This is a genomic window from Solibacillus sp. FSL K6-1554, from assembly GCF_038005185.1.
Classification (GTDB): Bacteria; Bacillota; Bacilli; order Bacillales_A; family Planococcaceae; genus Solibacillus; species Solibacillus silvestris.
Window position 1 is genome coordinate 4,004,417 of record NZ_JBBOSS010000001.1, and the last position, 19,488, is coordinate 4,023,904.

A 19,488-nucleotide genomic window follows, 5' to 3' on the forward strand; every position below is an offset into this window, starting at 1 on the left:
TTAATTAAAAATAAATAAATATAGTTCGTATATAAACTATATTATTAATTATAATAAGTGTTTTATAGGTTAAATATTTTATTTTCACGAACATTAACAAAGTGATTATATAATAATATTCATGATAAATGAATAATAATTTTAATATAATTTTTAAATTGCGAGAAATGATTCATATATTATTCAAATTATTCTGTACTTAAGAAAATAAAAAACAGCCTAATTTAGTAATTAGACTGTTTGAAGCAGCAAAATATATCTTCTTGTTTAATCGGGTATAATTAAAATCTATTTAAATGTTATTTTCACAGCATAGCCTAGATTTCGGAAAAAACCTGCGAGAACTTTCTCCGCACTTTTTTCTGCTGATTCCAGCAACCCGATTTCAATAGCTTCATCTTTAATTTGCTTTTGCGCTACTGCTGCCAGATTATATCCCTCATCCCACTTCACTTCCCCACGGAATAATCCTTCGTCCGAGAAAGTTTTGACATCTTCCATTTGAATAGCAGGATCCTGTATCAGTGTTGCTCGTGGCAGGACAATCTCTAACTCTTTATCATCTTCGTTGATTTTGATATCATCCGAAGTTATTCCTTTAAGATCAACACCTGCAATGACTGTGGCAGGGACAATTAATAATAGCTCCCTTTTTGTACCTGGTAAATTAACCGAAATATCATTTCCGAACAGCTTATTATCCTTTTGTTCAATGACTACTTTCACATGTGCTTCAGCCGTTGCGAGCGTTGCTAATTCCTGAACCTGTTCTACAAATACTGTACTATCTTTTTTCAATGTATTTCCGAAAAATAACCAAGTACCTCCAAAGGTAATGAGGATTAGGAGCAGTGCAATTAATAAAATCTTAAATCCCCAAAATTTAAATATAACCTTAAATATTGCTCCGGAAATATTGGCGTTTCCTCTGTGCTGTCCTATAACCGCTGTAGCAGCACTTTCTTCCTCACCGTTTTTCAATTCCTTCAATACTTGTTCAATTTGTGTTAATGCTTCTTCTTTTTTACTCATGGCATCTTCCCCCTTCCCGATATCTTGTTAAGGAAAATTAAATTATAGTTTCCAGATTTATACTTGAATATCATATCAAATTATTTACCTTTATTAGTACTAAAAAAGGTGACTACGAGATATAACTCAGAAGGTGTAATCGTTTTTCATTTTTTTCAAATCTTGTTAATAGCAATTTTCATAAAATACATTTAAACTATCGAATGGAATTATATTAAGAGAGGTTACAAAATGAAAAAACAATCGTTGTTTATACGAGGAACTCTATTTGCAGCAATTTTAACAGGTTTATTCTTTGCACTTTACAAAAGCGGTATTTCTGTTTCCGATCTGTCACCCCAGCTTATTTTAGAGCTTGCTCATAATAATCTAACTATCGTTATTTTAATAATGATGTTATTAATGCTCCTGCAAAACTTATTTACATTTATTCCGTTAATTTTAGTTATCACAATTAATATTGCATTGTTCGGGTTTTGGCGTGGTTATTTTTTTAGTACATTCAGCAGTGTTATTGGAAGTACATCGATTTTCATTTCCATCCGCTATTTTTTTGCAAATTTAATTACTTCGGAAAAACTAAAAAAATATGAGCAGAAAATCAATCAAAACAGCTTTCTATTTGTTCTGTCAGGCCGTATTTTGCCATTCCTTCCTACGAATCTAATTAACATCGTATCCGGCTTAAGCAAAATGAAAATATCGTATTTTATCTCAGCTACTACAATTGGTAACATGATTTATGGACTTGTATTAGCCTCTATTTCTTTTGGAATTATCTCTGTCTCACAGCAATATAGACAACTATTTTATGTGATTATTGCAATTGCCGCCATTATCGTTGCGGTTCGATTCATTAAAAAGCAACGTACAAGCAGTATTTAAAAAAGAAGGTATTATACCTTCTTTTTTTATTGCGCTAATTACACAACAGCCTAATTATTTTTCTTTTGGATAAAGGAAATTATATCAATATACAATGCAGTCATCTCTTCAGGAGTCTTGTCTAAATTATTTTGAACCCATTGTTCAATTAATCCTAAAAAAGCAGATGTGATAAAGGCTAAAAAGTACTCCACCGGGACCTTTAAATTTGCATTAAAGCTTTCATTCCCCTCCAAGTTTACACGCACTTTTTCTGAAAAGGCTGCTCTAAACCGAAGATGAAAACCCGCTCTTCCATGTTCACTTAAAAAGATTTTTAAAAATGGTGCCTGCATTTTTATCGAATTAAATAATGCAGAAGCTAATTGCTCTTGTCCTTTTTCAAACGTATGTGTAGATGAGTAGTTTAATTGCAATTCATCAATATGATCCCCTAGCTCTTCAAACAGTTGTAATTCAATCTGATCTAGCAAATCAAACTTATCGATAAAGTGTAAATAAAACGTTCCACGATTAATCTTGGCTGTTTTCGCAATATCCCCTACTGTAATTGAATCGAAAGTTTTCTTTTCCAGCATCTCCATAAATGATTTTTGAATAAGCTCTTTTGTTCTTCGATTTTTTTCTGTATAAACGCTCAAAAAAACACCCTCTTTCACCAAAAATGAACAATCTGTTTATTTTGTTGATTGCTTTGATTTCCCCTTAAATTATAAAATAAACGAGTAATAATAAACAACATGTTGAAATTTGAGAAAGGATGAAATTCATTTGAGATTATTTAAAGAAAAATTAGCATGGGCTGCTCCTATTGCTGTTATATTAATCATTGCACTATTTTCGGTAAACTTATTCGCACAAGGAAATCCACAAGTAAAAAATCTGCCGGTTGCTCTTATTGTTAACGATGAGGGGCAACACGTTGAAACTGTTCGCGCGGCTGTTGAACAAATGAGTAAAGGTATAGACGGTGCAGAACCCGTTATAGCATTTACAAATGAGAATGAAGAAAATATCAAGGCACTTTTTGCAGATAAAAAGTATTATGCAGCACTTGTCATTCCTGAAGGCTACAATGACACATTACAAAATGCACTAACAAAAAATGAAGCGGCAAAACTTCAAATATATATTAACCAAGGCTTTAATATGACAGGTGCAAACTTTGCAAAAACTGCTTTAAACGGTTTTGTAAATGAGGTAAATAGTCAATATTCCGCCAATTTCCTAGCTCAGCTTGGCACTGAAAAAATTGATGCTGCACAGGCTTCTGTTTTAGTAAATCCAATTGTTCCGGAAGAAAAAATATACAATGCTATTACAGCTTCTACTGCAAATGGTAGTGCTCCAACTTTATTGGCAGTACCTGCATGGGTAGGTGCGTTAATCGGTGGATTCATTGTATTTTTAGCAACATCAGGCATCTTTAAGAAAGAACTGTTAACACGTAAACAAACATTAGGCCTTATCGGTGGGCAAGTATTATTCGGCATTATTATCGCCCTATTCTCAGGCTTTACTGTTGCAACACTTGCACAGATCGCCGGTATTAACATGCCAAGCTACTTCCTAGTTGCCTTCTTTGTATCATTTGCGGCATTCTGTTTCTACTTATTAGTATCAGCAATTACCGCATGGATCGGCAAACCGGCCATTACATTATTCATGGTTGTCATGCTTTTAGGTATGGGTGTTCTTATGACACCACAGGAAATGCTTCCAAGTTTCTTCGTAAACTTCATTCGTCCTTGGGTACCAATTCGCTTTGCTTCTGAAGGTTTACGAGAAATTTTCTACTTTGGCAGCGGATTTTACACAGGCGCATCCTTTATCACAATTTTAGGAATTGGTATTGCAGGTTTGGTTATTTTCTTACTGTCTATTTTCAAACCGGTAAAAGTTAAAGAACAACAGAACTAACATATTAAAAAACGTTATTTTGCATTCAGCGCAAAATAACGTTTTTTATTTATTATTTAATTTCTTTGTACATTAAACTGCGCTCTGGATTCTTTATTCTTTCGATGACCCGTCATTTAAATAAACTTCGCCGTCTTTATAAACCATTTGTTCTGGATAACGCAGGTTTATAACTGCATCTTGAAGTTCTTGTGAAGGAGCCCGTGTTGACAGCGAAACAATAATATTAGTAGCGAAGGCTGCAATTGCTCCGAAAACACCAGCACCAGTATCAATAATGCCTAATACCGTAAAGCCACCATACTTCGCGCTAAAGATATAAATAAGTGTTACCGCTAAGCCGACAAGCATCCCCGCTATTGTTCCTTTTGCATTAGCACGCTTCCACCAGACACCTAAAACGAGTGCCGGGAAGAAGGTACCTGTTGCAAGCGCAAATGCCCATGCAACAATTTGAGTAATGGCACCAGGAGGGTTTAATGCAATAATCCCAGCTAATAGTGTTGCAACAACAATTGAAATACGTCCTATTAACAGGCGTTTTTGCTCAGATGCTTGTGGATTGATGATGCGGTAATAAATATCATGTGCAAATGATGAGGATATAGAAATCATTAAACCACCAGCTGTAGATAACGCTGCCGCCATTGCGCCTGCCGCCACGAGTCCAATAACGAATACACCTAGATTTGCGATTTCAGGTGTAGCCATTACGACAATATCGTTGGCAATTTGCAGTTCTGGCCATTGAAGAATGCCATCACCATTCGCATCGGCTATTCCCAATTTTCCAGTATCAATCCATGATTGAGTCCAAGCAGGTAGTTCAGCAATTTTATTACCAGCAACTTCCGTCATTAATATAAAACGAGCAAAAGCTGCATAAGCTGGTGCGCTAAAATATAAAAGTCCGATAAAAACCAATGCCCATGCACCTGACCAACGAGCCGCCTTCATAGTACCTACTGTATAAAAACGTACGATTACATGTGGAAGTCCAGCTGTACCACACATTAATGTAAACATAAGAGCTAAAAACTGCCACTTGGTTCCGTTGGTGAAAGGTGCAAAATACTCAGAAATTCCAAGTTCCCGGTCGAGTTCACCCATTTTCGTTAAAATTTCACCATACGAAATCCATGGTAAGGGATTACTAGTCAAATGTAATGACATAAAAATTACAGGTACCAAATATGCAATAATTAAAATGATGTATTGTGCTACTTGAGTCCAAGTGATACCTTTCATACCACCAAATGCAGCATAAAATGCAATAAGTACAACGCCGATCATTGTTCCTATTTTCGCATCAATTTCAAAGAGGCGCCCGATTACTACACCAGAACCCGATAGCTGACCGATTGAATACGTGAAGCTTATTATAATTGTACATAAAGCTGCTATTATTAGTGCTGCTTTACTATTAAAACGGTCTCCGATAAATTCAGGCACGGTATAACGGCCAAATTTACGCAGCTGCGGTGCAAGTAATATCGTTAAAAATAAATATCCGCCAGTCCATCCCATAATATAAGCCAATCCATCATAGCCAAGTAACATGATCGTACCAGCCATCCCGATAAAGGATGCTGCACTCATCCAGTCTGCCCCAATTGCCATCCCATTAAAAATTGGTGGCACTCCACGACCAGCAACATAGAAGTCCGATGTTTGTTTAGCAGTGTTATAAACTGCAATCCAAATATATAAAGCAAATGTAGCCAGTATAATTAACATTGACACTATAAATTGAGTATCCATAAATTACCTCCCTTCATTAGTGATTCATCATATTGTTTGCGCCTATCTCTTCATTTCGCGCTTCACTAATTCCATACTTTTTATCAATTTTGTCTCCAACAATTGCATTTACAAAAAGTAAAATAATGAAAGTAAGTAAAGCTCCAATTGCCCCCATAAAATAGTGGAATGGGAACCCTAAAAATTGAACTTCAGTTAATGAGTCTGCAAGCGCTACCATAACAAAAGACACTAAAAACCAAATAACAAAATAAATAGCCATGTACGTATTTTTCTCACGGAAATAGGCATCAGCAACTTTTTTGTCAATTTTTTTCATCTAGACCTTCTTTCTTCAAATTTTTATCGTAAATCAAAAATAAAAAGAATTGTTTCCTTTAACGGAAGCGGTACTAAAATCACCTTAACAACCATTAAAATAATAAGTCCTATTACTGGAAAGGTGAGAGCGATGAAACGTTTTTTTATTAGTCCATAAGCAAGACAGCAAATGGAGAAAAGAATAATGAACAGCAGCAACTAATTCCCCCTTTGTCTCCAAGTTTTTTTTAATGTATGTTGAAAATGTCCAGGATAAAACGACTATAGAATAAAAAATCCAGTTGAGTACGAATATTAAAACAGACAAGCATGAAAAATTAAAACCACCTGGAACGATGACAAATCAACGTTCCAGGTGGTATTTATTTAAAACTGCCCCTACTTATAATATGGTTTGTTTCCTCTTTTATCGAATATGATTTTTCTTATAAACTTAAACACAGAATACATAATTATTAATGATTCCACGGTTTACTATGTTATATTGAAATAGTAGTATTTTTGACATCGAAAATGTTAATTTAAGATTGTTAAATCTGCATTATTGGGTGCCAAACCCATTAGAGTTCTTCAGGAACAAAGAATTCTACCGCAGCATCTCCAAGTGGGATGCTGCTTTTTTGTTTGTTTCCGAAACAAGTTAATCTCCTCTAAGCTTTTTCATATCTGTTTTCTTACAGTCCAATAATGGTTCTGAATTTTTAAGATTGCGGCAACCAAATTGTAAAGATTGTGCCTTTTTCCTTCTCACTTTTTACTTTCATTCTTCCTCTATGCAACTCAATAATGTGATAGCTCATCGATAATCCCAGTCCCAACCCGCTTTCTTTCGTTGAATGAAAAGGAGTGGATAGTTTTTCTAACGTATCTTTATCCATTCCAGATCCATCATCTCTGATTGTAATTTCAACCTCACCATCAGATTGATTTTGATCGACAGTAATTGATATATTGCCTTCAAAGTCAATGGCTTCAAAGGAATTTCGTAGGACGTTTAGAAAAACTTGCTTGATTTTATCCTTATCTACACTAATTTTATTTTTAAAAGTAGCCTGATAATGGACCTTTATATTTTTATTTTTAAAATCATTTTCCATTAACGTTAAAATATCTTCTATAATTTCATGTATACTCAATCTGGATTTAGAGACTTCTTTTGCATCTGGTTTAGCCATCATTACAAATTGCTGAACAAGATTTTTTATTCTTTCTAATTCACTGAAGATGATTCTAAAATATTCTTTTTGCTTGTCATTATCTGTTTTTAAATTCACCTTAAAGACTTCTAATAAACCTATGATTGAAGTAAGAGGATTTCTAATCTCATGAGCAAGTCCGGCACTGATCTTTCCTATTGCTGACAATTTCTCACTTAGCATAAGTTGCCTTTCTAATACGAGTCTTTCTGTAATATCTCTAAACTGGCCAAATACTCCGATTATTTGGTTGGATTCATTATAAATTGGAAATGAGTCAAATAAATACGTTTTATTGGATATAGATATTTCAATATCTTCGTACTTTTTACTCCCTTTCAAAACATTTTCCATGTACCCGCCAATTACTGCGATTTCTATAATAGGGCGATTGCATATTTCTTCTTTATTGCAAGATAATACTTTCTCAGCAAAAGGATTTATCTCAATTATTTTTCCGTCCTCATTGGTCATAATGACCCCGTTTCGACTGTTTTCCATCAGCACTTGATTTAAGATTAATAATTTCTTATTCTGCTGCTTTACTTTAACCTCTCGTTCTATAGAATCCACCGCAGACTGGAGTAATCCTGAATGGAACGAACTTGCATGATGAGCAGCCATCATCACCGAAATAGTGCCGCCTATTTTACCTAAAGAATTGAATGGTACAGAGAAACAAGCACTTTCATGTAAACAATGGAAGAAATGGTCTGATCCAATGAGTTGGACAGATTCCCCTAATTTTAGTGCCATTTCAATACTATTCGTTCCCGCATCTTCTTCCTTTAACCTGATTCCGGTAGATAAACCTAACGATTCACTTTGGCACTTAATCATTTCATCTCCGTACAACTCAATAATGTATCCTTCATGATCAGTGATAACGATTAAAACAGCTGTCCCATCAAGTTCAGCTATTAACTTCGTCATAAATTTTCTCGCCACTGTAATGGTATCATCAAGAATCCTCTTCTTTTGTACCAACTCACTTTTTGACAATTCCCCTCCAGGAATAGGAAGTTTATAAGGATCCAATTTCCTATCAAGACATCTTTGATGCGAATTATATATATATTCATTTCTAGTTTCCATTTTTTTAAAGCCACCATTTGCAATTTATTTGTTATTCCATCCAATCTATTAAGAATACCATTACTTGTACATTTAGGTAGATATGCTTATAAAAATATAATACTAGAAACTCTATTAATTATATTTCCAGTTATATCATTGAATAATCTATTAATGCCTTAACTATATAACTTCCCGTAATTGTTCTATTCTTGGTATGATGTTAAGGTTGTGTAATTACTATGTCACACATTTACATTCATCTAAGAAAGAGGTATTTATGCACTCCACAGAATTATCAAAGCAACATTGGTTGCTGATCTTAACACTTTCTTTATTAACATTTGTTCTCGGGACAAGTGAATTTGTTATTGTCGGAATCTTAACAGATATTTCTTCAAGTCTTAATATGACTAATGTAAAAACCGGCACACTCGTTTCTGCGTTTGCAATTACGTTTGCCATCGCTACACCACTGGTGATGTCAGTAACAAGTCATTTACCAAAGCGAAAATGGATGTTATTTTTAATAGCATCTTTCATCATTCTAAATGCTTTGTGCGTAATTTCGACAAGCTATATCATGCTCCTTACACTACGGATTATGACAGCGATTGTAACAGGAGTTTTAATCTCTCTAGCCATGATTGTAGCAAGTGAAATCATACCGATTAAAAAACGCGGACTTGCTATTTCATTCGTTTTCGGTGGTTTCACACTTGCAAATGTCGTTGGAGTGCCAATTGGTATTGTTATCGCCGAAGAGTACAGCTGGAATGCCACTTTCATGTTAACCACTTTCCTAGGAGGATTGGCGTTTTTGGCATCCTTTTTTGTCTTACCTCATAGACTCAGCCAAGTACGCAGTTCGATACGTGATCAGTTTTCTTTATTGACCAAGCCTCGTATATTGATGGCTTTTTTCATTCCTGCGCTCGGATTTGGCGCAACTTATGCAGTCTTTACATACCTTGTACCCATCTTGAAAGAAATGGGAGCACCAAATAAGTCAATTAGTATAATCTTATTTAGTTATGGGTTTATTTCGATTTTCAGCAACATCCTTGCTGGTAAAATTGCTAGCCAAAATGCAATCGGTCGCCTTCGGTTTGTTTTTCTCGTGCAAGCAGTTGTTCTAACAAGTTTATTTTGGACTACCAATCAATTTGTTTTAGGATTAATAAATATTGGATTAATGTCGTTAATGGCTATCCTTTTAACAACATCTACTCAGCTATATTTAATTGACCTTGCAGGAATTTATCAGCCAAAAGCAACAGGACTCGCCGCTTCACTAATGCCAGTGGCAAGCAACGTAGGCATCGCTTTTGGTTCTGCATTAGGTGGAATTGTGTACCATCAAGGAAATTTAATGAATGTAGCTTGGGTCGGTGGGATAATTGCCGTCTGTGCAAGTCTGCTAACTTTCTTTAGTCATCAATTAGACCAAAAACAAAATACATCAGAATAGAAATGATCAATTAAACAAAAGTTAAATTAATTCTACATCGATCATTGCTACCGGTTTATATTTTTCGGCAGATAGAGATGAATTTTCAGAAACAGTTGCCAATTAAAGTGCTTACTTAGTTACAACCTATACTTTAGTAGAAAAACAGGCACAATCGCATGAAGCGAATGTGCCTGTTTTAAAAACCGCACTTACTTATGATACGGTTCACCCTTAATTATTCTAAAACTGCGGTATATTTGTTCTACTAGCACGAGTTTCATCAACTGGTGAGGCAGCGTCATTTTTCCGAAGCACAGCTTTTCATCCGCGCGCTGAAGTACATCCGTATGCAACCCTAATGACCCGCCTATAACAAACGCAACTTTGCTCTTCCCGTAAGTCATCAGCGCCTCTAAATCTGCCGCCATTTCTTCGCTCGTTTTCATTTTACCGTCGAGTGCCAAAGCAATGACATATGTACCATCATTAATTTTCGCAAGGATACGGTCACCTTCTTTTCGTTTGACGATTTCCATATCGGCATCGCTTAACTGTTCAGGTGCTTTTTCATCCGGGACTTCTACTAAATCGATTTTTACATAGCCGCCTAATCGCTTCACATATTCCTCGATGCCCATTTTTAAATACTTTTCTTTTAATTTACCAACCGAGACGATAGTAATATTCACAACTTATCCACCTTTACGTTCCATTTACAAACAAGTTATCCACAAAAGTTATGCACATATCCACAAATAAAAACTATATATTGTGTAAAGTTATTTACTTGATACAACATATGTTGCTGACTGTTCACAGTAAGAACAAGTTGTTGATAACTTTTCCTCTTCCGATAAAAAATCCATCATAGGGAATTTTTCCGTTTCTGCCACATGCATATCTAACGCATGATCTATATGGGTTTCACAGCTGTATGTCTTCATTTTTAAACCTTCTTTCTTTTCTGAAATTTCCACAAACTTATTCACAATTTTTGAAATGTTATCCACAACCCATTGTAACAGACAAAAAACGAGTAGAAAAGACAAGCCTTTTTCTTCTCTACCCGTTGTGTACAATTTCACTCTTTAATTAAGTTATCCACATTTACAATTGTGCATTTTCCACTAACTCTAAATTAGCTTCTACTATTTTACCGTTACGATATACTTTAATTTTTAGTGTATCGCCAATGGATTTTTCATTATATAAATGTTTGCGAAGCTCAATTGCATTTTCAATTTTTTCGCCATCCATCTCCACAATGACATCGTACTGTTGCAAACCAGCTTTATCAGCAGCTGAACCTCGTACAACTTGAGAAATGACAACGCCATTTGTTACTTCTTCAGGCAATTTTAATGTTTGCTGTTGATAATAAGCCGGTACTTCCGTTAAATCGACTAAGGAAATTCCCATTGTTGGGCGTTGTACTTCACCATGCTTTTCGAGTTGTTCAATAATCGGAATTGCTGAATTGATCGGAATCGCAAATCCTAAGCCTTCAACTGAAGACTGGGCAATTTTCATTGAATTTATACCGATTAATTCTCCGGCAATATTGACTAAAGCGCCACCAGAGTTCCCTGAATTGATCGCTGCATCAGTCTGTAATACTTCTGTTGACCAGTCTTCCGCACCATCTTCATTTAAGTCGACTGGTACAGACCGATCTTTCCCTGAAATTACACCTGTTGTTACCGAACCATAAAAATCTAAGCCTAATGGATTTCCGATGGCGATTACCGTTTCACCTTGTTTTAATACATCCGAATCTCCGAAGTTAGCTACTGTTTCAATTCCTTCACTTGGTATTGAAAGTATTGCTAAGTCTGTCCAAATATCAGAACCAATAAGCTCTGCTTTTACTTTCTCACCATCGTCTAAAGTTACTTCAATTTGTTCTGCACCATCCACAACATGGTGATTTGTAACGATAAAGGCAAAGTTCCCTTCTTTTTTATATACAACGCCTGAACCGCTACCTACCGCTTGAGCTTCTCCTGTACTTTGATTCCAGAAGTTCGGTGCTACATTTTGAATATTTGTAATCCCAACAACGGCACTTGATACTTTTTCCACCGCATCTGTTACATTTGTAGTTACCTCTGTAGCAGTTTGACTAATCGTTGAGTTTGGGGAGTCCTTTGTAATCGAGTTTACTTCATTGCCCCCTGGCAACTGATTTGCCAAGGAGGGAAGCAGGAGCCATAATAATAAAGCACCAACGACAACACCGCTCAAGCCAGATAAAAAGTACCCGCCTTTACTGCCGCCTTTTTTTTCTTTTCTATTCTGCCGCTGTTTTTTTTCTTCTTCTTCTCTTTTTAAACGAGCCTCAAGCTCTGCAATACGATCATTTTGGGTTTCTTTCTTATCGTCTTCAGGATAGTATCCCATATCGCTCATCCTTCCTTATTTCTTCTTACTGATAGCATACACACTTAACATTAAAATTAGATGAAAATCTCATAAAACCTAATTAAAAATTGTCAATAAAATTAAAAAGGTATGCTAAAAGTAGAAACTTTTAACACACCTATCTTTTACCCATATTTACTTCAATTATGCCTTGCTGAAATTAAACTGTCACAAGCCTTGTCGGCTCATTTGCATCGGTATCATGCAGATGCAGATATTCCCCTGCCATAATCCCGCAAGACTGCAATGTCTGTTCTACGCTCATCCGCGCCAGATCTTTCATATTGTTGTCTTTACTTAAATGCGCCAAATAAACTTGCGTCGGTTTTTCTGCTACAACATCAGCCATTGCCACTGCAGCATCTTCATTCGATACATGTCCTACATCCGATAATATACGGCGTTTAATACTCCAAGGGTATTTGCCCATTTGAAGCATACTCACATCGTGATTACTTTCAAATACATAGGCATCTGCTGCTGAAATATATCCTTTCATCCGGTCGCTGACATAGCCCGTATCTGTAATGACAACAAGCTTCCGTCCGTTTTCATAGAATGTATAGAACATTGGTTCAGCAGCATCATGAGACACGGCAAACGATTGAATATCCAGTCCGCCAAACGTTTTTACTGTTTCCATATCAAAATCGAAACATAAATCTGTTGGAATTGTTCCTACGAGCCCGTCCATCGCTGTCCATGTTTTTGCATTTGCAAAGACAGGAATATTATATTTACGTGCAATGACACCAAGCCCTTTAATATGGTCACTATGCTCATGAGTTACTAAAATACCTGATAAATTTTTCATATCACGATCTATATTAGCAAACAGTTGCTCCATTTTCTTTCCGCTTAAGCCTGCATCAATCAAAAATGAATGTTCATCATTTTCTACGTAGACTGCGTTTCCTGTACTGCCACTTGCTAAAACGCTAAATCGCATTTTTAAAACTCCCTACTCTTCCAAATCCTCTGTCTGCTCAACAATTTCGGATAAGTCATTTTGGATCTCCACAATTCGTCCTTGTACCGCATTCACAAAATGTATTTCTTCTGTGTCATCAGTCAGCTTTACCCGTACTTCCCATGTCGGTGCAAATACTTGTGTTTGCGTTAATTGAACAATTGTAGAGTAGCCTAGATTCATTTCCGTAATCTGAGAATCCGGTTTTAATAAATTCTTTCCATATAGAATCTGCAATACTTGTCTTGCAGTTAATAGATTTTGCTGTTTATCTAACTTTTCATGCTTTTCCAGCATTGTTTGCTCATAGGAAACAATGCGGTTTTCATCATCCCAATAAAGTTTTACATAACCACGCACATTATAATACAGTGTTACGTCATTCACCTTCTGGAAAAATGTCGCTTCTTTTTTCTCTTTATCGATATCCCAAAGCACATAGGAATCACCTTCATATACATTGTTGTGGACAAAGTCAGTATAGGAATCTCGGGTATCGCTTTTCTGAAGCTTTACAGGCTTGTCCATCGTCACAATCAGCTTATTGTTATTTTCTATCTTTGCGCTTTGATTCTTAAAGTATGGCACTTCAGATGGAGAGAAATTTTTAATTTGTCCGGAATAATATGCTGCACTTTCCTTATTGTTCGGAAGGGCAATATACGTTATATTATCTCCCTTCAAACGTGCTTCAATTTCCATCGTTTCCCCTAAAACATCTATTTCCTGGCCTTCGTTATAGCTCTCTAAATACTGCGTATATAAAAAGATATTCAATACTAGAAAAACCCATATAAAAATAGTTTTCGTTCTACTCCAATCCAACTTCATCACCCCCTATTTCCTCGGGTGAAAGGCGTGTCCATACATTGTTTGTTACGGCAAACCATTTTGGCTCCAATACGAGGACTAAATCCGTATCCTGCTCTGATTCTTCAAGCGTTAATTCGTACCCAACAACGATTTCCTCTGTTTCATTAAATAATTTATTATCATTGGTACGAAGCAACTCAACTATTTGTTCCCCTGATTCCAGATCTCTCTGTACCTTTTCAATATTAGTACCCATTGAATAATAAGGGCGGCGGTAACGGAAAATACGGTTTTCACCCCAAGTAGTTACGAGACGCGTTGCCGTAACATTACTGTATACAGGAAGACCCTGTACAAATAGCTGATATTCTGTAATATGCCTATCAATGTCCATAGAAGACAGGCGGTAATCCATTGTAAATCCACCATGGTCATTTATAAAATTATAACTGTCTATAAATAATCTTGTGGAAGGAATCGGTGCAATACTTTCTGCAGTCGGGTATACATAATTTATAATCCGATTTTGGCTATCAACTGTCATTAACGATGTCCCATCAGTAAACCTTTCAGATTGGGAACTTTCAATATTCCGTTGTACAATTTTTAAATCGGTGAACAGAATCTTTTTAAATAAATCAGGTTTAATCTCTTCAGTTAAATATCTGTACCTTGCTGATTGTATAGGATCTTTGGCCACATATAAAGAGCTTAGAGCATCCCGTTCAACTTCAACATATTGGCTATAATCATTTGCTGGTTCAATTACTTTCTCCATGAAATAATCTTTATCCGGCACGCTCGCATACGCTCTATATAATAATCGCTTTTCTGTGTTTAGGAAAAGCAACTGTAGCTGATCGCTATTCTCTACATTTGACCAGTCTACAATAAGACGTGTAAAGCTTACATCTGGTATTTCATTATCATTAAATGACAAGATATTTGAAAAAACGCGCAAAGGAATTTCTTCTTTAAAAAACATGGTTATACGATTATTCTTCCGCAGCATTTCGTTCATTTTACTGTCTGAAAGGTCACTGTTAATTACATCCATCTCGTAAACTTGCCATGAACGTAAGTGGCTGTATAATTCTTTCAAAGGTGTTGAAGAAACAGTCCCGTAAAATTGCTCATTTTGGCGATACAACAATCTGTATGGTTTTATTACTTCCTGTAAGTCCTTTGGTTTGCCGACAAGTACTTCCTCAATCTGGGTCTCCTTTATCGTTTCATATTCCGGTTTATAATTCCAAATAAGAAGTGTGAACACAATGCTGAGTAAAACGAGGAATGCTAATAAAAGAGATTTTATCTGTTCAACATATTTCATTCCCAATCCCCCGCTTCATCCAATTCATATGGCAATGTGAAGAATATCGTAGTGCCCTGGCCTTCCTCACTTTCTGCCCAAATTTTCCCGCCGTGTGCTTCAATCATTTCACGAGCAATTGCAAGACCTAAACCTGTTCCACCCATCGACCTTGCTCTTGCTCGGTCTACACGATAGAAGCGATCGAAAATTCGCGTCACATTTTCTTTCGGAATTCCCATACCATCATCTGAAATCATAACGCGAATCATATTATCATGAACGGTAAAACCAAAACGAATATTGCCGCCATCCGGAGAATATTTCAATGCATTTGAAATAATATTATCGATCACCTGTGTAAGCTTATCGGTATCAATATCAACAAAATAGCTCTTTTCTGGAAGCAATCGGATAAATTCTACATTCTGTGACTTCGACATTTCAAAACGGTCAATAATTTGCGTGAAAAACTTATTAAATTCAACAAACTCCAGATTCAGTTCATATTCCTGGCTGTCCATTTTTGATAATTGTAGCAAATCATTTACAAGGCGTATCATACGCTCTGTTTCAGTTTGCGTGACGTTTAAAAATGTCGGCGCTATATTTTCATCTTTCCATGCACCTTCTGCAAGTGCTTCTAAATAACTCCGCATCGTCGTTAACGGCGTACGCAATTCATGGGAAACATTCGCAACAAATTCACGACGCTCCATATCAATTTTTTCCTGTTCGGTAATATCATGCAATACCGTAATCAGACCATTTACAAAACCTGTTTCCTTTTGAATTACAGAAAAGTTTGCACGTAACACATACGGTGCATCATTCATACTAAAATCAAGATTCACAGGATCTTTCATATGAATCAAGTCCTCAAAACTATACTCCTGGTCTAAGCGTAATACCGAAGCAATCGGGCGGTTTAACGTTGTTTCACGTGAATCATGAAGCAATTCCAATGCCGGATCATTAATCAATATAATTTTCCCTTTGCGGTCTGTGGCTATTACACCATCTGTCATGTTACTAAGTACACTTGCCAGTTTTCGGCGTTCAGCCTCTGTCGTGGATTGTGCTTCCTGCAGACGATTGGTTAAATGATTGAAGGCAATGGCTAACTGACCTATTTCATCTGTTCCGTATACACGCACTTTCCTTGCATAATTTCCTTTTGACATTGCCTGCGCCTGTTTTCGCATATCGGAAATAGGGCGAGTAATAGTTCGCGCAACTAAAATTCCTAATATAATGGTTATAGCAAGCGATACTGCAATACCTGCCGCAAAAATCCGGTTAATTTCATTTAGTTGCTCGTATACCTTTTCAATATTCGATTGAACGTAAATGACGCCTTTCAAATCCTCTTTAGATCCCACATTATCCATAATAGGAACAGCTAATATCCATATGCGCTGTCCTGTATCCCGATCCAATGAAATCTTATCCAACAGTGTTTCGGAAGACGCGGCCTGTTGTATAATTTCCTCATTTATACGCTGACCAACAATTGCCTGGTCATCTTCGGAAGTAGCCAATATACGGTCGTGACGGTCCACTACATTGATTTTGTTAATATCTTCTGTAGAAAACCCCTGCAAAATCGGTTTTAAACTATCCTCTAATGAAGGCGGGGTATTTTCATCGCGTATCTTTAACATTTCTTCACGTACACTATAATGCACAAGCTCTATTCTTTGGCGAATCGAATCTTGGAAATTCGTTTTTAAATTCGTCTCCAGCTGCTTTGAGAAATAAATACCTATAATTTGAAGAGCAATAATAATTAATAGGACATAAATCAATACAAGCTTTACATGGATGGACTTAAAAAAGCTCACTTTTTGCATGTATTTTACTCCTGTTCAGGGTTTCGTAAGTAATAGCCTACTCCTCGTCTCGTAACAATCCATAAAGGGTGACTTGGATTATCTTCAATTTTTTCACGTAAACGGCGGATTGTTACATCCACTGTTCGTACATCACCGAAATAATCATAACCCCATACTGTTTGCAGCAAATGCTCACGCGTCATTACTTGACCAATATGTTTTGCTAAATAATGCAGTAATTCAAATTCGCGGTGTGTTAATTCAATTGACTCGTCACGCTTTAATACTAAATAGGCATCTGGCTGAATTGTTAAAGAGCCTACTACAATATCATTCGTTTCCGCCTGTGCTTCTTCTATTTGAGCAGGCACATTTAATCTGCGCATATTCGCTTTTACACGGGCGATTAGTTCACGTGTACTGAACGGCTTTGTTACATAATCGTCAGCACCCATTTCCAGTCCTAGCACTTTATCGATTTCCGACCCTTTTGCCGTTAGCATAATAATTGGGAAATCATATTTTTTGCGCACTTCACGACATACTTCCATGCCGTCACGTTTAGGTAACATAATATCCAGCAACATTAAATCCGGCTGTTCCTCTTCTACTCTTTGAAGCGCTTCGTCCCCATCGTATGCACAAATGACGCGATAACCTTCTTTTATTAAATTAAACTGCAAAATATCTGCAATCGGTTTTTCATCGTCTACAACTAATATCGTTTTATCCATCATCTAATTCCTCTTTTCTCATAAATTCTCTATATAATTATGAAAGGTTATCTTTTATTTTTACTATAACTACTCTATCATGCTTTGCAATTTGGTGCATTATACAGCTATATTGCTATGATTATTTTCCGGGAAATATTCCACCCATATAAGAATTTTCTTTGAATTTTACCCATTAAATTAATTAATGACCTTATTATAGAAAAAGCAGCCCAAAACTCCGCTTGGACTGCTAAAAATTAATTTAAATATGATAACGGGTTTACTTCTGTACCGTTCTTATGAATTTCGAAATGTAAATGTGTACCTGTTGAACGTCCTGTTGAACCCATTTGCCCTAAAGCGGAACCTTGTTCAACTACTTGTCCAACTTCTACGTCAATACGAGATAAATGAGCATATAACGATTCAAAACCGTTTTTATGGTTAACCACAACATAATTTCCGTATGTTGAATGCTTACCTGCAGTTTTAACAACACCGTTATCCGATGCTTTTATCGTATAGTTTGATGGTCGGGCAATATCGATTCCGTAGTGGTAACGTCCCCAACGCTCTCCCATATTACTTGATATATAGCCACCAACTGCAGGCCAAGCAAAGGTACCTGTACCAACAGAAGGGATTACTTTAGTTCCGACAACAACAACACGATCTTCAGGCTCGGCTACTACATTTGCCTCTGATTGTATTCTTTCCGTTCGGACACCATTCTCTTCAGTAATTAAGTAGGAAACTTCCTTTTTGCCCTTTTCGCCTTCCTGCTTAACTACTTTTTTGCCTTTAAGCATTGTTTCATCTTCTTTAACGATTTTCGCAAAGTCGATTCCCTCTACTTTTTTCTTTTCATAAACTGCCTTTACCGTAACAAACGGTTTTTGTACTGTTACGTTAACTTGTTCGCCTATACGCAGGACAGTGTCTGCTTTAAGTGTGGGATTGATTTTTAATAAGTCAGCAGTTGTTAAATTGTGAGCTTTTGCAATCGAACCTAACACATCTCCTGCTTTTACCGTATATACTTTTTGCTCTAATGCACCTGTTTGTAAAAGCTGTACCGCTTGTTTGGCTGAGACAATCTCCGCCGGCTCGGCTAACACTTCATCTCCTGTAACCGGAGCTGATAATGTAAGATCAACCAGGCGTGTTTCATCATCCTTCAATTCGGGTATAGAATCTTTAGTAGCATTGTTTTGTAATTCTTTTAAATCGTTTTGTGACACAAACTGAAGCTTTAATCCGTCAATTACAGCTTCGAACTCTTCTCTATCCTTCACTGATGCAACGACTGTTTCCCCTACTTTTAGGGAATGGGCTTTTGCCTGAACAGTTATTGCTTCCTGAAGGTTTTTTAATGTCTGCTCTTCATTAGCTTCGACTGTAAATACTTGCTCTGGGATGATTGAGATATCGGCGCCAGCGTCAATTGTTAAATCTTCATATTGTTCGCTTGCCTCTTGCTCTTTTTGCTCGACAATCTCATTTACTGTTGCTTCATCTGCAACAGAACCTACGTATGTATCAGCTACATAAACGTGGAAAACTTTAGCGAATTTTTCTTTATCTGTTTCATTCGCGAAACCTATATTGAATGTCACTGTAGAAACAAGTAATGCAAATAATGTTGCCATTTTAAGTTTTCTATTATGACGATTCATTAGACTTAGATTACGTTTTTTTAAGTCTAACTTGTTTCCTTTTGAACTCATGATAAAGCTCCTTTCGACTAGATCTGTTCTATAAAAAAATGTTTGTATATTC

Annotated in this window: 17 protein-coding genes; 3 read left to right on the plus strand and 14 right to left on the minus strand. The window is 36.3% G+C overall.

All coding sequences use genetic code 11. From position 1 onward, the window contains the following. Positions 1–288: 288 nt before the first annotated feature. Positions 289–1,032: a DUF4230 domain-containing protein gene (locus MHB58_RS19985; RefSeq protein WP_014822375.1), complete on the minus strand. Its 744-nt coding sequence runs from the start codon at positions 1,030–1,032 to the stop codon at positions 289–291. 231 nt (positions 1,033–1,263) lie between these two features. Here MHB58_RS19985 and MHB58_RS19990 point away from each other — a divergent pair, with 231 nt between their 5' ends. Next, positions 1,264–1,917 (plus strand): TVP38/TMEM64 family protein, encoded by a 654-nt coding sequence (locus tag MHB58_RS19990; RefSeq protein ID WP_014822374.1) that lies wholly within the window; start codon positions 1,264–1,266, stop codon positions 1,915–1,917. A 50-nt stretch (positions 1,918–1,967) separates the two neighbouring features. On the opposite strand, the gene MHB58_RS19995 is transcribed toward MHB58_RS19990, so the two are convergent. Then, the gene (locus tag MHB58_RS19995; RefSeq protein ID WP_340735870.1) at positions 1,968–2,558 is read right to left on the minus strand and encodes a TetR/AcrR family transcriptional regulator; all 591 of its coding nucleotides are present in this window, start codon (positions 2,556–2,558) and stop codon (positions 1,968–1,970) included. Between the two features lie 130 nt (positions 2,559–2,688). Between MHB58_RS19995 and MHB58_RS20000 the strand changes: the two genes are divergently transcribed. Next, complete coding sequence (locus tag MHB58_RS20000) at positions 2,689–3,837, plus strand: YhgE/Pip domain-containing protein (RefSeq protein ID WP_340735871.1); 1,149 nt, start codon at positions 2,689–2,691, stop codon at positions 3,835–3,837. Between the two features lie 93 nt (positions 3,838–3,930). Here the strand turns inward: MHB58_RS20000 and MHB58_RS20005 are convergent, their stop codons facing one another. The 3 genes from MHB58_RS20005 to MHB58_RS20015 all read right to left on the minus strand — a co-directional run bounded on the left by MHB58_RS20005 (position 3,931) and on the right by MHB58_RS20015 (position 8,210). Further along, entirely contained in the window at positions 3,931–5,598 is a 1,668-nt protein-coding gene (locus MHB58_RS20005) for a sodium:solute symporter family protein (RefSeq protein WP_251690991.1), read from the minus strand. A gap of 16 nt (positions 5,599–5,614) precedes the next feature. Beyond that, entirely contained in the window at positions 5,615–5,917 is a 303-nt protein-coding gene (locus MHB58_RS20010) for a DUF4212 domain-containing protein (RefSeq protein ID WP_008408321.1), read from the minus strand. Between the two features lie 703 nt (positions 5,918–6,620). Beyond that, positions 6,621–8,210, minus strand: a complete 1,590-nt coding sequence (locus MHB58_RS20015) for an ATP-binding protein (protein ID WP_340735872.1) — start codon at positions 8,208–8,210, stop codon at positions 6,621–6,623. A gap of 259 nt (positions 8,211–8,469) precedes the next feature. On the opposite strand from MHB58_RS20015, the gene MHB58_RS20020 reads away from it, so the two are divergent. Beyond that, entirely contained in the window at positions 8,470–9,660 is a 1,191-nt protein-coding gene (locus MHB58_RS20020; RefSeq protein ID WP_340735873.1) for an MFS transporter, read from the plus strand. A gap of 191 nt (positions 9,661–9,851) precedes the next feature. Here the strand turns inward: MHB58_RS20020 and rlmH are convergent, their stop codons facing one another. From rlmH to MHB58_RS20065, 9 genes are all read right to left on the minus strand, one after another. Beyond that, entirely contained in the window at positions 9,852–10,331 is a 480-nt protein-coding gene (gene rlmH / locus MHB58_RS20025) for a 23S rRNA (pseudouridine(1915)-N(3))-methyltransferase RlmH (RefSeq protein ID WP_340735874.1), read from the minus strand. Between the two features lie 90 nt (positions 10,332–10,421). Further along, positions 10,422–10,586: a CxxH/CxxC protein gene (locus MHB58_RS20030; RefSeq protein ID WP_340735875.1), complete on the minus strand. Its 165-nt coding sequence runs from the start codon at positions 10,584–10,586 to the stop codon at positions 10,422–10,424. Between the two features lie 163 nt (positions 10,587–10,749). After that, positions 10,750–12,042: a S1C family serine protease gene (locus MHB58_RS20035; RefSeq protein ID WP_340735876.1), complete on the minus strand. Its 1,293-nt coding sequence runs from the start codon at positions 12,040–12,042 to the stop codon at positions 10,750–10,752. Between the two features lie 181 nt (positions 12,043–12,223). Continuing rightward, entirely contained in the window at positions 12,224–13,012 is a 789-nt protein-coding gene (locus MHB58_RS20040; protein WP_340735877.1) for an MBL fold metallo-hydrolase, read from the minus strand. 12 nt (positions 13,013–13,024) lie between these two features. Then, the gene (locus MHB58_RS20045) at positions 13,025–13,858 is read right to left on the minus strand and encodes a two-component system regulatory protein YycI (RefSeq protein WP_008408335.1); all 834 of its coding nucleotides are present in this window, start codon (positions 13,856–13,858) and stop codon (positions 13,025–13,027) included. Further along, a complete protein-coding gene (locus MHB58_RS20050) occupies positions 13,845–15,179 on the minus strand; it encodes a YycH family regulatory protein (protein ID WP_008408336.1) in 1,335 nt (444 codons plus the stop codon). Before MHB58_RS20050 ends, MHB58_RS20045 begins: the two co-directional genes overlap by 14 nt. Beyond that, positions 15,176–17,011 carry a cell wall metabolism sensor histidine kinase WalK gene (gene walK / locus MHB58_RS20055; protein WP_014822362.1) on the minus strand — a complete coding sequence of 612 codons (1,836 nt, stop codon included), beginning with the start codon at positions 17,009–17,011 and terminating at the stop codon, positions 15,176–15,178. The genes MHB58_RS20050 and walK overlap by 4 nt, the downstream gene beginning before the upstream one ends. 5 nt (positions 17,012–17,016) lie before the next feature. Next, positions 17,017–17,727, minus strand: coding sequence for a response regulator YycF (gene yycF / locus MHB58_RS20060; protein ID WP_008408338.1), 711 nt, complete (start codon positions 17,725–17,727; stop codon positions 17,017–17,019). Positions 17,728–17,966: 239 nt separating this feature from the next. Next, the gene (locus tag MHB58_RS20065; RefSeq protein ID WP_340735878.1) at positions 17,967–19,436 is read right to left on the minus strand and encodes a peptidoglycan DD-metalloendopeptidase family protein; all 1,470 of its coding nucleotides are present in this window, start codon (positions 19,434–19,436) and stop codon (positions 17,967–17,969) included. Between the last annotated feature and the right edge of the window lie 52 nt (positions 19,437–19,488).

What these genes read in the sequence shown, in the direction of transcription:
- MHB58_RS19990 (WP_014822374.1), top strand. Translation starts at nt 1,264, where the DNA reads ATGAAAAAACAATCGTTGTTTATACGAGGAACTCTATTTGCAGCAATT.
- MHB58_RS20005 (WP_251690991.1), bottom strand. Translation starts at nt 5,598, where the DNA reads ATGGATACTCAATTTATAGTGTCAATGTTAATTATACTGGCTACATTT.
- walK (WP_014822362.1), bottom strand. Translation starts at nt 17,011, where the DNA reads ATGCAAAAAGTGAGCTTTTTTAAGTCCATCCATGTAAAGCTTGTATTG.
- MHB58_RS20065 (WP_340735878.1), bottom strand. Translation starts at nt 19,436, where the DNA reads ATGAGTTCAAAAGGAAACAAGTTAGACTTAAAAAAACGTAATCTAAGT.
- MHB58_RS19985 (WP_014822375.1), bottom strand. Translation starts at nt 1,032, where the DNA reads ATGAGTAAAAAAGAAGAAGCATTAACACAAATTGAACAAGTATTGAAG.
- MHB58_RS20015 (WP_340735872.1), bottom strand. Translation starts at nt 8,210, where the DNA reads ATGGAAACTAGAAATGAATATATATATAATTCGCATCAAAGATGTCTT.
- yycF (WP_008408338.1), bottom strand. Translation starts at nt 17,727, where the DNA reads ATGGATAAAACGATATTAGTTGTAGACGATGAAAAACCGATTGCAGAT.
- MHB58_RS20050 (WP_008408336.1), bottom strand. Translation starts at nt 15,179, where the DNA reads ATGAAATATGTTGAACAGATAAAATCTCTTTTATTAGCATTCCTCGTT.
- MHB58_RS20020 (WP_340735873.1), top strand. Translation starts at nt 8,470, where the DNA reads ATGCACTCCACAGAATTATCAAAGCAACATTGGTTGCTGATCTTAACA.
- MHB58_RS20040 (WP_340735877.1), bottom strand. Translation starts at nt 13,012, where the DNA reads ATGCGATTTAGCGTTTTAGCAAGTGGCAGTACAGGAAACGCAGTCTAC.
- MHB58_RS20035 (WP_340735876.1), bottom strand. Translation starts at nt 12,042, where the DNA reads ATGGGATACTATCCTGAAGACGATAAGAAAGAAACCCAAAATGATCGT.
- MHB58_RS20030 (WP_340735875.1), bottom strand. Translation starts at nt 10,586, where the DNA reads ATGAAGACATACAGCTGTGAAACCCATATAGATCATGCGTTAGATATG.
- MHB58_RS20010 (WP_008408321.1), bottom strand. Translation starts at nt 5,917, where the DNA reads ATGAAAAAAATTGACAAAAAAGTTGCTGATGCCTATTTCCGTGAGAAA.